The sequence below is a fragment of the Pseudomonas sp. PKS genome (genome assembly GCF_051913525.1).
Classification (GTDB): Bacteria; Pseudomonadota; Gammaproteobacteria; order Pseudomonadales; family Pseudomonadaceae; genus Aquipseudomonas; species Aquipseudomonas guariconensis_D.
Window position 1 is genome coordinate 202,319 of sequence record NZ_JBEGDO010000004.1, and the last position, 13,477, is coordinate 215,795.

12 protein-coding genes and 1 tRNA gene are annotated in these 13,477 nt (G+C 63.9%); 5 read left to right on the top strand and 8 right to left on the bottom strand.

Going from position 1 to position 13,477, the window contains the following annotated elements; translation table 11 throughout:
* Positions 1-76: 76 nt before the first annotated feature.
* From ABOA88_RS06565 to ABOA88_RS06575, 3 genes are all read right to left on the bottom strand, one after another.
* Complete coding sequence (locus ABOA88_RS06565; RefSeq protein WP_196169784.1) at positions 77-703, bottom strand: DNA-3-methyladenine glycosylase family protein; 627 nt, start codon at positions 701-703, stop codon at positions 77-79.
* A 152-nt stretch (positions 704-855) separates the two neighbouring features.
* Positions 856-2,016, bottom strand: coding sequence for an MFS transporter (locus ABOA88_RS06570; RefSeq protein ID WP_367851346.1), 1,161 nt, complete (start codon positions 2,014-2,016; stop codon positions 856-858).
* 354 nt (positions 2,017-2,370) lie between these two features.
* Complete coding sequence (locus ABOA88_RS06575) at positions 2,371-3,585, bottom strand: MFS transporter (protein WP_196169786.1); 1,215 nt, start codon at positions 3,583-3,585, stop codon at positions 2,371-2,373.
* A gap of 305 nt (positions 3,586-3,890) precedes the next feature.
* Between ABOA88_RS06575 and ABOA88_RS06580 the strand changes: the two genes are divergently transcribed.
* A tRNA-Met gene (locus tag ABOA88_RS06580) sits at positions 3,891-3,967 on the top strand.
* Positions 3,968-4,039: 72 nt separating this feature from the next.
* Here ABOA88_RS06580 and ABOA88_RS06585 read toward each other — a convergent pair.
* Complete coding sequence (locus tag ABOA88_RS06585) at positions 4,040-4,657, bottom strand: LysE family translocator (protein WP_367851345.1); 618 nt, start codon at positions 4,655-4,657, stop codon at positions 4,040-4,042.
* A gap of 197 nt (positions 4,658-4,854) precedes the next feature.
* Between ABOA88_RS06585 and ABOA88_RS06590 the strand changes: the two genes are divergently transcribed.
* The gene (locus ABOA88_RS06590; protein WP_196169788.1) at positions 4,855-5,790 is read left to right on the top strand and encodes a LysR substrate-binding domain-containing protein; all 936 of its coding nucleotides are present in this window, start codon (positions 4,855-4,857) and stop codon (positions 5,788-5,790) included.
* Here ABOA88_RS06590 and ABOA88_RS06595 read toward each other — a convergent pair.
* The 4 genes from ABOA88_RS06595 to ABOA88_RS06610 form a co-directional block, all read right to left on the bottom strand.
* Positions 5,712-6,287 carry a D-Ala-D-Ala carboxypeptidase family metallohydrolase gene (locus ABOA88_RS06595; protein WP_367851404.1) on the bottom strand — a complete coding sequence of 192 codons (576 nt, stop codon included), beginning with the start codon at positions 6,285-6,287 and terminating at the stop codon, positions 5,712-5,714. The two genes, ABOA88_RS06590 and ABOA88_RS06595, sit on opposite strands and share 79 nt — an antisense overlap.
* A gap of 73 nt (positions 6,288-6,360) precedes the next feature.
* Positions 6,361-6,999 carry a carbonate dehydratase gene (gene can / locus ABOA88_RS06600; protein WP_070576852.1) on the bottom strand — a complete coding sequence of 213 codons (639 nt, stop codon included), beginning with the start codon at positions 6,997-6,999 and terminating at the stop codon, positions 6,361-6,363.
* 52 nt (positions 7,000-7,051) lie between these two features.
* Positions 7,052-7,507 (bottom strand): ribosomal protein S18-alanine N-acetyltransferase, encoded by a 456-nt coding sequence (rimI, locus tag ABOA88_RS06605; RefSeq protein WP_043208488.1) that lies wholly within the window; start codon positions 7,505-7,507, stop codon positions 7,052-7,054.
* On the bottom strand, positions 7,504-8,292 hold the full coding sequence (locus ABOA88_RS06610) for an energy transducer TonB (protein WP_196169840.1): 789 nt from the start codon (positions 8,290-8,292) through the stop codon (positions 7,504-7,506). The genes rimI and ABOA88_RS06610 overlap by 4 nt, the downstream gene beginning before the upstream one ends.
* A 302-nt stretch (positions 8,293-8,594) precedes the next feature.
* On the opposite strand from ABOA88_RS06610, the gene mksB reads away from it, so the two are divergent.
* The 3 genes from mksB to mksF are packed head-to-tail and all read left to right on the top strand — an operon-like array spanning position 8,595 to position 13,397.
* Entirely contained in the window at positions 8,595-9,872 is a 1,278-nt protein-coding gene (gene mksB, locus ABOA88_RS06615) for an Mks condensin complex protein MksB (protein WP_043208486.1), read from the top strand.
* Positions 9,862-10,569: an Mks condensin complex protein MksE gene (gene mksE / locus ABOA88_RS06620; protein WP_196169789.1), complete on the top strand. Its 708-nt coding sequence runs from the start codon at positions 9,862-9,864 to the stop codon at positions 10,567-10,569. Before mksB ends, mksE begins: the two co-directional genes overlap by 11 nt.
* The gene (gene mksF, locus ABOA88_RS06625; RefSeq protein ID WP_196169790.1) at positions 10,566-13,397 is read left to right on the top strand and encodes an Mks condensin complex protein MksF; all 2,832 of its coding nucleotides are present in this window, start codon (positions 10,566-10,568) and stop codon (positions 13,395-13,397) included. The genes mksE and mksF overlap by 4 nt, the downstream gene beginning before the upstream one ends.
* Positions 13,398-13,477: the final 80 nt, after the last annotated feature.

A 13,477-nucleotide genomic window follows, 5' to 3' on the forward strand; every position in this document is an offset into this window, starting at 1 on the left:
GCGGATGGTTCAAGCCTGACAGGGTGGTGGGAGCGTGGCACTCCGATTCTTGCCGAGCAATCTGTGCGTCATCGGTTCAAGCCCGCCACAAGTACCAGGACGCCACCGTCCGATACGGGCTCCATACCCCGCCCAACGAGCGCAACTGCGCAGGGGTCGGTGCTTTGTCCATGCCCTTGAGCCGCCGGTACCCCTCTCGTACGCCGAAGTCGTCCACCGGCAGGATGTCGGAGCGCTCCAGGCAATAGATCAGGAGCATCTCCACCGTCCAACGGCCAACACCGCGCAGGCTCACCAATCGTTCGATCAGCGCGTCATCGGTCAAGGTCATGGCCTGCTCGCGGCTGGGCACGATACCCTCCAGGCGCGCCTGGGCGATGCCCTGCACGGTCGCCAGCTTGCTCGCGGAAAAGCCACAGGCGCGCAGCACCTCAGGCGGTGTCGCCAACAGCTGCTCAGGTTCGGGGAATGCGGCATCGGGAAACAAGGCCAGCATCCGCGCCAGGATCGCCTCGGCCGCCCTGGCATGCAGTTGCTGATAGGCCACCGCCCGCACCAGCGCTTCGAAGGGTTCACGCTCGGGCGCGGCACTGTGCAGGCAGGGGCCGATGGTGTCGATATGCCGGGCCCAGTCCGGGTCCAGGGCGGCCAGAAAATCCGTGGCTTCACGGTAGGCCGCAGGCGAGAGGTCGGCGTGGATCATGCGCAGTGCCCTCCAGGGAGCGGAAAACACCCAGCTTAGACCAATCGCTCACCGGCTAAACGACGGATCTTGCGCGGGTAATTCCGCTTTCAATGGTCTTGCTCCGTGGCGCCTTCTTCGCGAAATACCTGCGAACAGGCCAACATTTGGTTTTAGTCTGTCACAGCCCGCAGCCTGACCGCCCGACGATACGACTGCCGGGCAAAGCACACGAACAGACCCGCCATCAGCGCCAGCGCCATCGGCAACCCATGGGGCGCCACATCCATCGCCGCGCCGCTGACCAGCGGCCCGACCAGGCTGCCGACACCCCACAGCAAGCCGACGCTGGCGTTTGCCGTGACCAGGTCCTGGCCCTTGAAGCGCTGGCCGATCAGCACCAGCGCCAGGGTGTAGATGCCACCGGCCACCGCGCCCAACAGCACCAGCATCGGCCACAACAACCAGGTTGCCTGCAACAACCACGGCAGGCCTATGCCGATCGACATCGCCACCAGCCCGCACACCAAGTGCAGCCCGGTACGCTCGACCCGGTCGGCCAACCAGCCCAGGGGCAACTGGAAGATCATGTCGCCGGCGAACACCACCGTCACCATCAGCGCCGCCACACCCACGGCAAAGCCATGACTGCTGGCGTACACCGGCAGCAACGACAGCACCACGGCATCGAAGAAGGAAAAGAACAGCACCGCCACGCACAGCGCCGGTGCCACGCGGAAGAAGCCAGCGAGGGTAAAGCTCTTTTCGCCTTCCTCGCCATGCTCCACATGATCGTTGGGCACTGTCAGCAAGATGCACAACAGGGCCAGGCCGTAGCAGGCCGTCACCACGCCGGTGACCCAGGGGCTATTGGCACCGACCAGCGCCAGCATCGCCGGGCCTAGCACCTGGAAGCCGGTGAAACTGGTGGCGTACAGCGCCATGATCTTGCCGCGGTTGTGATCCGGGCACAGCTCGTTCACCCAGGATTCACCCAGGATGATGGCAATCCCCATGCCAACCCCCAACGCCAGGCGCAGCAGCGCCAAGTGCCAGATCGAGGCGAACGACCATTCCAGCAAGGCGATGCTCAGGGTGCACAGGCTGAAGCACAACAGGTAGATGGTGCGCCGGGTCAGATGCCGGCAGCAGGCGTCGACCATGAACGCCGATAGCATCATTCCCGCCGCCGGAATGGCCGAGATGATGCCGATTTCAAGGGTGCTGGCCCCCGCCTCGTGAAGGCGTAACGACACCAGCGGCAGGCTCGCTCCGAGGCTGAAGCCCACCACTGACACGGCGAACAGCAGGCCCGCCAGTAAACGCATGTTCATGTACCACTCCTTGCGCGCCGCCAGGCAGCCCCCATGGGGCTCGGTCGGCTGGAAAAATCACTGAAAGAGATGTGAGCGCAGACGAGCACCGCAAAGGCACGGCGCAGGCGAGCGCGGATCAGATCAGGGCAAGGTGTGGCGAGAAAGTGAAGGCGAACAGCACGCTGCGTCGACGCTTGAGCACCGTGTCGCTCGGCCACGTGCGACGTGCAGCCTGGAAGGCAGGCTGGCGAACAAGGCGAGGGCACAGGGAACAGCGCATTGCATCGACTACGTGGGAAGAAAAGAGCCGGCACTCTAGGCCAACGGCCGCCGACTCGTCAATCTCGGGACCGCCAGGCGGTCCCGACGACATCAGCGCTTGCCGGTGGACGGCAAGAACACCGCCAGCAGGCCGAACAACGGCAGGTACGAACACAACCCGTACACGTACTCGATCCCCCGCAAGTCAGCCAGATACCCGAGCAACGCCGCCCCAATGCCCCCGAAGCCGAACATCAGGCCAAAGAAGATCCCGGCAATCATGCCGACACTCCCAGGCACCAGTTCCTGGGCGTACACCACGATCGCCGAGAAGGCCGACGCGAGGATGAAGCCGATCACGACACTGAGCACGGTGGTCCAGAACAGATCGGCATAGGGCAGCACCAGGGTGAATGGCGCCACGCCCAGGATAGAGAACCAGATCACAGCTTTGCGCCCGATGCGATCGCCAATCGGCCCGCCAAAGAAGGTCCCGGCGGCCACTGCGCCGAGGAACAGGAACAGGTGCAACTGGGAGCTGGCCACCGACAGGTCGAACTTCTCGATCAGGTAAAAAGTGAAATAGCTGGTGAAGCTGGCCATGTAGAAATACTTGGAAAACACCAACAGGCCCAGCACCACCAGCGCCAGGATCACCCGCTGGCGGGAGATGCCATGGCTGGCCTGTACGGCCTTGCGCGCCTTGAACTGGTTGAGGTGCCCGGTGTACCAGCGGCGCAGCAGCAAGGTCACGGCGAAGAAGAACAGCCCGGCCAGTCCGAACCAGGCCACGTGGGTCTGGCCGAAGGGAATGACAATGGCCGCCGCCAGCAACGGGCCGAGGGCAGAGCCGGCATTGCCGCCAACCTGGAAGCTCGACTGGGCCAGGCCAAACCGTCCGCCCGACGCCAGACGGGCGATACGCGAGGTCTCCGGGTGGAAGGTTGACGAGCCGATGCCTACCAGCGCCGAGGCCAGGAGAATCATCGGAAAACTGCCGACGAACGCCAGCATCACGATCCCCACCAACGTGCACACCGTGCCCAGGGGCAACAGGTTCGGCGTCGGTCGCCGGTCGGTGAAAAAGCCCACCCAAGGTTGCAGTAGCGAGGCAGTGACCTGGAAGGTCAGGGTGATCAGGCCGATCTGGGCAAAGCTCAGGTCATAGTTCGCCTTGAGCATGGGGTAGATGGCTGGCAACACCGACTGGATCAAGTCGTTGATCAGATGCGCCAAGGCGCAGAAGGCGATGATGCGCATCACCAGCGGGTTGGCTTGGGCCGTCGCGCTGGCGGCAGTGGAAGTCTGGGCGCTGCTGATGGCCATGTCAGGTGTTCCGTTCGCGAATTTGGGATCCGATTATCCGGAAATAGGTAGATAGATAGCTACCTTTTTATATCGTTGCCACAGACTCTCCAGCGGCGTGTCAGTGATGACTTCACCTTCGACACCCCACACAGCGCGCAGAACGCTTGGCTGGCGAACAGCATTCGCACCTGCCCAAGGTGTTCGGCCATTGGCTGGTGGTGCGCGGATTCAGGGCTTTCTGGCTAAGCGATTGAAAGCGCGTAATTTTTTTTTGAAATGAGTGTTGACACAATCGCGTTTCAGGCGAATAATGCGCGCCACTTGGCTACATAGCTCAGTCGGTTAGAGCACGGCATTCATAATGCCGGTGTCCGGGGTTCAAGTCCCTGTGTAGCCACCATATTGAAAAGGGCTTATCGAAAGATAAGCCCTTTTTCTTTGCCCGCGAAAAAGTCGCGTTCCCCGCCCTAGCTCATCGCACCCCCGCCGCCACCACCGCGACACCTAGCCCGATCAGGGCTACGCCGATCACTCGATCGACCATCACCTGCCGCTCGATCATTGCCTTGCGCAGCACCGCACTGGAAAAGAACACCGCCACCAGGCTGAACCACACCCAATGGGCAAAGGACATGAACGCACCATAGGCAAAGTCCAGGGCCAACGGGCTGCCCGGTTGCACGACCTGGGTATAGGCGCTGACGACGAACAGCATGGTCTTGGGGTTCAGCGCATTGGTCAGAAAGCCCGTGCGCAACGCCTGTAACGTGCTCGCCTGGCCGTCCTGCGCAAGGCCATCAAGGCAGATGCGCGAGGTGTTGGTCAGCGACTTGTAGCCCAGGTAGATCAGGTAGCCCGCCCCCACCACCTTCATCGCCATGAACAACAACGGGCTCTGGCTGATGATCACGGCAATACCCAGGACGGTGTACAGCACATGCACCTGCACCCCCAGGGCGATGCCGATGGCAGCGGCGAGCCCTGCCTTGCGCCCTTGCGCATAACTGCTGCGGGTGACCATGGCGAAGTCAGCACCCGGGCTGATGACAGCCAGCACAGTGAACAGGGCGACAGCGATCAGTTCATTCACAAAAAAGCTCCTCGATAGGCGATGAAAATACACAGAGGTGCCAATTATCGAGGGCTTATCCACAGGCAAAAATCGATTTATAGTGCGACAAATCCGCTAGTTTTGTTCACAGATTCGAGAGCGAACTCGCTCTTGAAAACACGGGATTCCCTTCGCGGGCAAACCCGCTCCCACAGGGCTGTCGCGCCGACACGATCATGAAACTGCCGCCACTTACCGCTTTTCGTTACTTCGACATCGCCGCCGAAACCGAAAGCTTCGTGCGCGCCGCCGAGCGCCTGCATGTGACCCATGGTGCGGTCAGTCGCCAGGTGCGCCTACTGGAAGAGAGCCTTGGCATCGAACTGTTCGAACGGCGCAACCGGGCGATCTTCCTCACCGCTGCCGGCCGGACACTGCACAGCACCACCCAATCGATCTTCGAACAACTGGAAGGTACGGTGCAGCGCCTGCAAACCCAGGAGCGCGATAACGTCCTCGTGCTGTCGTGCGAGCCGACCATCGCCATGCGCTGGCTGATTCCACGCCTGCCCCGCTTCCACGCCGCCCACCCTGACCTGCAACTGCACCTGGTGGCCGCCGGCGGCCCCCTGGATTTTGCACGGGCGGGTGTCGACCTGGCCCTACGGCGTGATGATTTTCATTGGGACCGACAATTGCACAGCCTGAAGATCTGCGACGAATGGATCGGCCCCGTCTGCCAACCCAACCTGGGGCGCAGCCTCGACGGCCAACGTCTGCTGCATAGCGCCACCCGTCCCAACGCCTGGAGCACCTGGCTGCGCTTGGACGGCAGACAGGCCCGAGAGACCGAGCGTAGCGACTTCGAGCATTTCTACCTGTCGATACAGGCCGCCAGCGCGGGCCTGGGCCTGGCGATCGCATCAGCCTTGATGGTTCGCGACGAGCTCGACAGCGGACAGCTTCAGGCGCCGTTTGGCTTCCTGCGTGATGGCTCTGCCTACCACCTGCTCAGCCCCCGGCCCTTGGAGGCCGGTGACAAGCGCCAGCGCTTCGCAACGTGGGTGGTTCAGGAGTGCCGCAGTTGCCTGGCTCACTTGGGCTTGATACAGAATGACGAGCCCGAGTGCCCGTCACCACCCCAAGTCCGAAACCCTGCGGTATCCAAATGAATGCGCCCAGTCGGGTAGCGCCCCAGCCCCATGTTCCAGGCCTGGCCGTACTGTTGCCAGAAGCGGCATAGCGGATTGGGATCTGACCAGGCCGGCAGCAACACGTCGACCGCGAAAGCGCGCGTGTGAGCACTACCCGGCGCGCCGCCTGCGCAGGCGTTCAGGCGCGGATCGCGGTAGGCCGAAACCACTTCGAACTGACGCAGGATGCCTTGCTCGTCGAGGGTCTTGAGCAACGCCAGGGTGGAGCGCACCTGGGGCCACTGGGCGGCCGGCGGCACGGCGAAGGGCGAGGCCCGGCACAGGCGCCAGTCCGAGGCCGAGCGCAACAGTTGATGGATCGGCACCACGCCATAAAGGCGCGCATCCACCAGCATCTGGCGGAAGGCACGGGCCTGGTGGTCGCCCGCCCATTGAGCGAACATCCAAAGGTCTCGATCATCGGCCCGAGCGTGAGCGCCCATCACCAGACTTGCCGCCAATGCCAGCAGCGTCATGCCTTTCATCTGCCACTCCTGTGCTCGCCCCTACATCGAGTAAAGCATGGGACCCGCACCACTGATGACAGGGTTACTCGAGAGGCCGCAGGCGATACTGAGGCGGCAACTGGGCAAAGCCGCTGATGGTGGTGTCCAGGCTCTTCCAACGACCATCCTTGATGCCATAGATACAGCCATGAATGGACAGCTCCTGCCCGCGATGCCAGGCGTTCTGCACGATGCTGGTATGAGCCACGTTGGCAACCTGCTGGATGACATTGAGCTCGCACAGCCGATCGACCCTGGCCTCTTCGCTCTCCAGCTTGGCCAGCTCGCCGCGCTTTTCGTAGTACAGGTCGCGGATCGAGCGCAGCCAGCCATCGATCAGGCCCAATTGGCGGTCCTGCATGGCCGCCCTAACCCCGCCGCAGCCGTAATGGCCAGTGACCAGGATGTGCTTGACCTTGAGCACCTCGACCGCGTACTGGATCACCGACAGGCAGTTAAGGTCGGTATGCAGCACCACGTTGGCGACGTTGCGATGGACGAACAGATCGCCCGGCAGCATGCCGACGATCTCGTTGGCCGGCACGCGGGCATCGGAACAGCCGATCCAGAGGAATTCGGGGGTTTGCTGACGGGCCAGCTTGGCGAAGAAATCCGGGTCGCGCTGCTTGATCGCATCGGCCCAGCGCTCGTTGTTGTCGATCAGTTCCTGCAGGTCATGCATGGTCGTTGCCTCATCAGGGTATGGCTGTGTGACACGACCTGCTCCTGCAAGGTCACTCTTCGAGCAGGGTGCAGGCCATCACCAGAGCATCTTCGCGGCCACCGGCGACCGGGTAGTAGTCCCGGCGCCGGCCGATTTCGTTGAATCCGTAGCGCTCATATAAACGATAGGCCGACTGGTTGCTGGCGCGCACCTCCAGGAAGCATTCGCGGCCATTGAGCTGGTAGGCCCGCGCCATCAGGTGCTCGAGCAGGCGCAGGCCCAGGCCGCGCCCCTGGTTCTCCGGCTTGACGGTGATGTTGAGCAAGTGCGCTTCGTCGATGATCACGTTGATCACGCCATGCCCCACCTGCTGCTGCCCGTCGAACATCAGCCACACTTCGTAGGATTTGAGCGCATCCTGAAAGATCCCGCGGGTCCAGGGATGACTGAACGCGGCATATTCGATCTTAAGCACGGCATCCAGATCCGCCTCGGTCATCCGGCGGAAACTGATCGAGTCACTCATTCAACGCTCTTCCAGCGCGCCATCAGCCGGCGCATCGCTTGCCAGACGTCCGCCTTGCGCTGCGGCTCGTCCATCAACAGTTCAAGGCCCGGCAAGGCCCAGGCATCGCCCAGGCCCTCGACCTTCAGTTCTTGGTAGTAGGCCTCGCCGTCGGCCTGGCCGGCAAAGCGCACGGCCGGCAAGCCGACCAGCCACAGGCAGGTGCAGGGCGCCTCTTCCAGGCGAGCCTGGATGAACCCTTGGACGAAATCCCGCGCCGCCTCAGGGCCCTGATCCATGTTGCCGCGCACCAACAGCGGCCAGCGTACCGGCTCGCCGATGATCTGCGGGGCATCGGGCAGGCCAGCGGCACGCAGCATGTCCTTGAGCAGCAGGTAGGACGGATCGCGGCTCTGGAACGGCTGGCCGGTCGCCAGCTCCACCAACAGCAGGCAACTGCCGGCGCGCAGCAACTGCAGGGCGAAACGCGGCGGTGGGACAGGTGCAGGCCGAGGTGCGGGGGCCTGCTCCTCGGCTTCGACCGGTTTGCTGGCAGGCTTGGGCGCAGCGCCAGGGCGGGGAATCTCGATCTTCGGTCGCTCGACCGAGCGGGCCTGGGGCGCGGCTGGCACCTCCCTGGACGGCTGCGCCGGTGGCTGCACGTCCCTGTCGAAATCCTCGACCGGCGCCAAGGGCGCCAGCAGCTCCGGACGCGACGGCGCGGCGAACGGCAATTCGGCGCGCGGCAGCCAATGCACCACTTGCATGGCGGATAGGTAGGCGCGGCGGCGGGGCTCGGTCAGCAAGGCACAGGCATCCGGGGAACGAAAACAGTCGGTCATTCTAACGCCGTTGCCCAGCAAGCGCCGCAACTGGTCGGCGGAAATTTGTTGTTTGCTCCCCCATCCGCAGGCAAACCCGCGCCCACGGATCCAGCGGTGTTGCTGAGCGCACCGCAGAACCAGGCGAGAGCAGGCTTGCCCGCGAAGAGGCCAGGCAATTCTCTGCAAGGCTCCGGGCCATCCCTGATTACAGACCAAGGGGTGAAATCCTCCCCCCCGGATGCAGTACAATCGCCCCTTTTATTTGGCAACGAGTCGACCCGCCAATGATCGAACCCAAGCGCGTCCTGCGCGCCCTAGCCGAACACTGGGCCCTGATCGAGCCGCTGTGCGAGCGTTTCGACCAGGGCACCCTGAGCCTGGTCGAACTGCGCCAGCAGCTGGCCCGGCAGCAGGTGGAAAGTACGCCGCAGGACATCACCCAGCTGCTGGACGTCTGGATACGCCTGGATATCCTGGTGCCGGTGGCCAAGAGCCCGAACCGCTTCGAGCTCAACGCCCAGATCCACGACTTCCTCGCCTACCTGCGCCGCGAGCACCGCCTGGGCCTGTGCCTGGAGATCGAGGCCTACCTGCGCCATCTGGAGCGCCTGGCCGGGCACATCCAGGACGCCTTCGACAACCGCGACAGCGACGACCTGGCGCGCCAGCTGCGCCTGCTCGACATGCGCGTGCGCGATGTCCTGAAGAAACTCGACAACGACGAGCAGGCGCTGGTCGCCGTGGCCGAACGGGCCAAGACCAGCAACCGCCAGATCCCCCTGCGCCAACGTTACGCCGAAGTCCTGGCGACCTGGGACGAATACGTCGAGCCGATGATCCAGCTGGTCAATGCCGACGGCGCCTTCGAACAGGGCGTACGCAAGGTCGAGACCGTGCTGCTGCGCCTGCTGGGCGAGCAGGCGCGTCTGGGCCACCTGGTCGACGACGACATGTTGCTGCGCACCCATGCGCGCATCCTCGAGATGCAGACCAGCGCCCAGCTCACCCTGCGCCACGCCCGCGAGCTGCTGCTGCCGCTGCGCGAAGAGGCGCGCCGGCACAACGCGGTCACCCGTGGCGCGGCCCTTGCCCTGTCGGTGATCCGCCGCAAAGGCATCGATGCGGTGCCGCATGCGGCCATGCCGATGTTCACCCGCCCGCAGAGCACGTTCCTCGGCAGCGCCAGCCAGGTCGAGGCCTATGTGTATGCCCTGGCCCGCTTCGAGCCCAAGCCGGCGCGCTTCCCCAAGGCGCACAAGAGCCAGAAAGGCCCGCTGCCCCGCGCTCCGCGCACGGTCAAGGAAATGCTCGAGCGCTGCGAGGACGCCCTGCCCCTGCCAGATCTGATGGTCTGGCTGCTCGAGCAGGAGCCCGAAGGCGCCACCGACGAATTGCTGTACTGGTTCTCGCGCCTGTCGCGGGAGAAGCGCTTTAGCCGCGAACGCCTGGACCGCCGCGAGTACACCACCCGCGAGCACCTGGTCAGCCTGCGCTCCTTCGCCCTGACCTCCAGCCGCGAAACCACGCCCGAATCCAACGCGAGCCCAGCCAATGCATCTTGATCTTTCCGAACTGTCCCAGCTCGCCCCCATCTTCCGCGAGCTGTTCAAAGGTTTTCACATCAGCCGCCGCGACCCTGAGCTGTATGCCCAGTTGTCGAACTTCCAGGACCAGTACCGTACCCTGTTCAAGGCCCTGGGCTTCGAGCTGGTGTGCGATACCCGCGGGTTTTACTACTTCGTGCCCGAGCAAGCCGCCGCGCAGGTCAACAAGACCGCCCAGCGCCTGTCGCTGTTCACCTTCATCCTAGTCGAGCACCTGGCCGACCAGGGCCGCGATCCGATGGCCGTGCTCGACGGCGGCAGCATTGGCCGCGATGAGCTGCCTTCACTGCTGGAAAAGTACCGCGACCTGTTCATCCAGGCCGAAGTGCAGACCGTCGACGAGCTGGAAGAAAAGATCCTGCGCCGCATGACCCAGCTGGGCTTTGCCCACGAGGAAGGCGGCATCTACCGCTTCCTGCCGCCGATGCACCGCTTCCTGGATGTATGCCTGTCGGTCCAGCAGGACCGGGATCTGGCCGCCAGCCTGCACAGCGACCTGCCGCTGCCAACGCCGGTCCTGGTCGAAGAAGAAAGCCCGGAAGCACTCAACCGCACCGACGATCCGCTCGACCTGTCGCCGTTCGACAGCGAGGAGAGCGAGGAAGAAGCCCTCGCCCGAGCCATCCGCGAAGAGCAACAGGAGATTGACGCATGAGCCAGGAACGCTACGGTATTCGCCGCTTCGCACTGCTCAACACCGCCGGCTACAGCCTGGGACTGTTCCCTCTGGAGCAGCCACTGTCGGTCTATGGTGCCAACAACCTCGGTAAATCCGCCTCGATCAACGCCTTGCAGTTCCCGATCCTGGCGCGCATGTCCGACATGAGCTTCGGCAAGTACAGCCTGGAGCAGTCACGCCGGTTCTACTTCGCCAGCGACACCAGCTACATCCTCTGCGAGCTGAACCTGCCCCACGGCCCCCACGTGATCGGTGTGGTCGGCCGCGGCCCAGGGGGCGGCTTCGGCCACCAGTTCTTCGCCTACCAGGGCCAACTGGACCTGGCGCACTACCAGAAGAACGACACCTGCCTGCGCCAAAAGGAGCTGTTCACCAACCTCGAGCAGCACGGCCTGAAGGCCTACGAACTCAAGCCCGACGAACTGCGCCGACTGCTGGTCGGCGGCCATACGTCGGTGCCGCTGGACCTGACCCTGATCCCGCTGCGCTCGACCAGCGAACAGAGCTTGAAGACCTTCCGATCGCTGTTCATCAACCTGCTGCACATGCGCGAGATCACCGCAGCCAAGCTCAAGCAGCTGTTCCTCGATGCCTTCGAGCACAGCCTGCGCTCGGGCAGCGTCGACTACATCGCCGCCTGCGAGGAAGCCTTCCGCGACGTGCGCCGCATGGAGCAGGACTACAACGCCCTGGTCGCCGCAGGCCCGCTGGTCGAGGCCCTGGCCGGCGGCGTGGCCCAGCGCGACATCCTGCGCGGCAAGCTGCACCGCCTCTCGCCCCTGCTCGACAACCTGCTGGGCACCTGGCAGGAATACGCCATGGCGCGCAAGGAAGAACTGGTCATCCAGGCCGAGCACTACCGCGGCGAGCAGGACCGCCTACAGAACGATCAGCGCGGCGGCACCCAGGAGCTGATGCGCCTGGAGCGCGAGATCACCGGTATCCAGCGCTGGCTTGGCGAGCTGTCGGTACTCAAGCACCGCTTCGCCCTGGTCGAAGATGCCAAGGTCCTGGAACAGCAACTGCTGGCCGCCAAGGACGCCCACGACGAACTGGCCGGCGCCCTGGCCCAGTCGCGTCAGTTCTCCGCCGAGGACCTCGACGAGCGCGTGCGCGATCTGGAGAAACGCCTCAAGCAGGTCAAGCAGCAGCTCGACCACGCCGACAACAACAGCTATGCCCGCCTGCGCGAGGAGTTCTCCCAGCAGGATGTCGACCGCCTGATGCGCCTGTTCAACGGTGCGCTGTTCAGCCTGCCGCTGGGCGATCGCGGCATCGAGCTGGACGACAGCGACGTCTGGGTCAAGACGCTCGAGGCAGTGCTCGACAGCTTCAAGGGCGAGCGCTTCGAGGCGCCTGGCCTGTCCATCGACCTGTCGCATATCGATCCACCGGCCCTGCAGGCCCTGGCCGACCGCGCCGCCTTGCGCGACCAGAAAGAGCGCCTGGAAAAAGAACTCAAGCAGCTCAAGACCCAGCAGGCAGTTGCCGCCGACCGCAACGCGAGCAAGGCCCAGACCGAGGCCCTGTACCAACAGGTGCTCGACGCCCAGAAGGCCCTGGAAGACTTCCGCCGCAGCGAAACCCTGAGCGCCGAAGAGCCCGATAAGATGGAGCAACTGGCGCAGCTGGAAGCCGCCCAGGACGAGCTCAAGCGCTCCAGCGACGCCTTCACCGAACGCGTCCAGCAATTGTCGGCCAAGCTGCAACTGGTCGGCCGGCAGATCGCCGACCTCGAAGCCAAGCAGCGTACCCTCGACGACGCCTTGCGCCGCCGCCAGCTGCTGCCCGCCGAGCTGCCGTTCGGCACGCCATTCATGGAAGCGGTCGACGACTCCATGGACAACCTGCTGCCACTGCTCAACGACTACCAGGACAGCTGGCAGGCGCTGCAGCGGGTGGACAACCAGATCGAGGCGCTGTATGCCCAGGTACGCCTCAAGGGCGTGGCCAAGTTCGACAGCGAAGACGACATGGAGCGCCGCCTGCAACTGCTGATCAATGCCTACTCGCACCGCACCGAAGAGGCCCTGACCCTGGCCAAGGCCCGTCGCGCGGCGGTCACCGACATTGCCCGGACCCTGCGCAACATCCGCAGCGACTACGACAGCCTCGAGCACCAACTGGCGCTGTTCAACCGCGAGATCAACCGGCGTCAGGTGTCCAATCTGGAAAGCTTCCGTGTGGTCCTGGCACCGAACAAGGAAGCGCTCAAGCACATCGACCAAATCATCCACAGCGCCGGCCAGTACGAAGAAGGCGAGACCCTGTCGGTGTTCGACCTGACCCAGAGCGCCGAGCAGGATCACAAGAACGAAGAGGCCAAGGAGTACCTGGCGCGACTGGTGGCGGCCAACCACAACCAGCTGGGCCTGAAGGACCTGTTCGAGCTGGCCTTCGAGATCACCAAGATCAACAGCCAGCCCGTGATCCACGCCGACATCGATGGCGCCGCATCCAACGGCACCACCATGACCATCAAGGCGCTGACCAACATGTACCTGTTGCTGCACTTGATGGATCGCGATCTGGCCGGGCGCATTCGCCTGCCCTACTACCTCGACGAGGCGGCGGACATCGACGAACGTAACCAGGCAGCGCTGCTGGAAACCAGCCAACAGCTGGGCTTCGTGCCGATTCTCGCGAGTGTGAAGCCGCAGGTGTCGGCGCGGGTCGCGATTGATCTGGAAGGGGGTAGCGGGCCGAACGGCATCTACATCGACGAAGCGGACTGGAAGTTCATCAGCCGTATCGATGAAGTGAAGGCGATCGTGCGTGAGGATGTGGCTGAGGAACTGGCCTGACTCGGTAAACAGGGGCCGCTTTTGCGGCCCTTCGCAGGCTATCTCCAGCGCCTACAGGGAGTCCGCTGGGCGTGAACCCA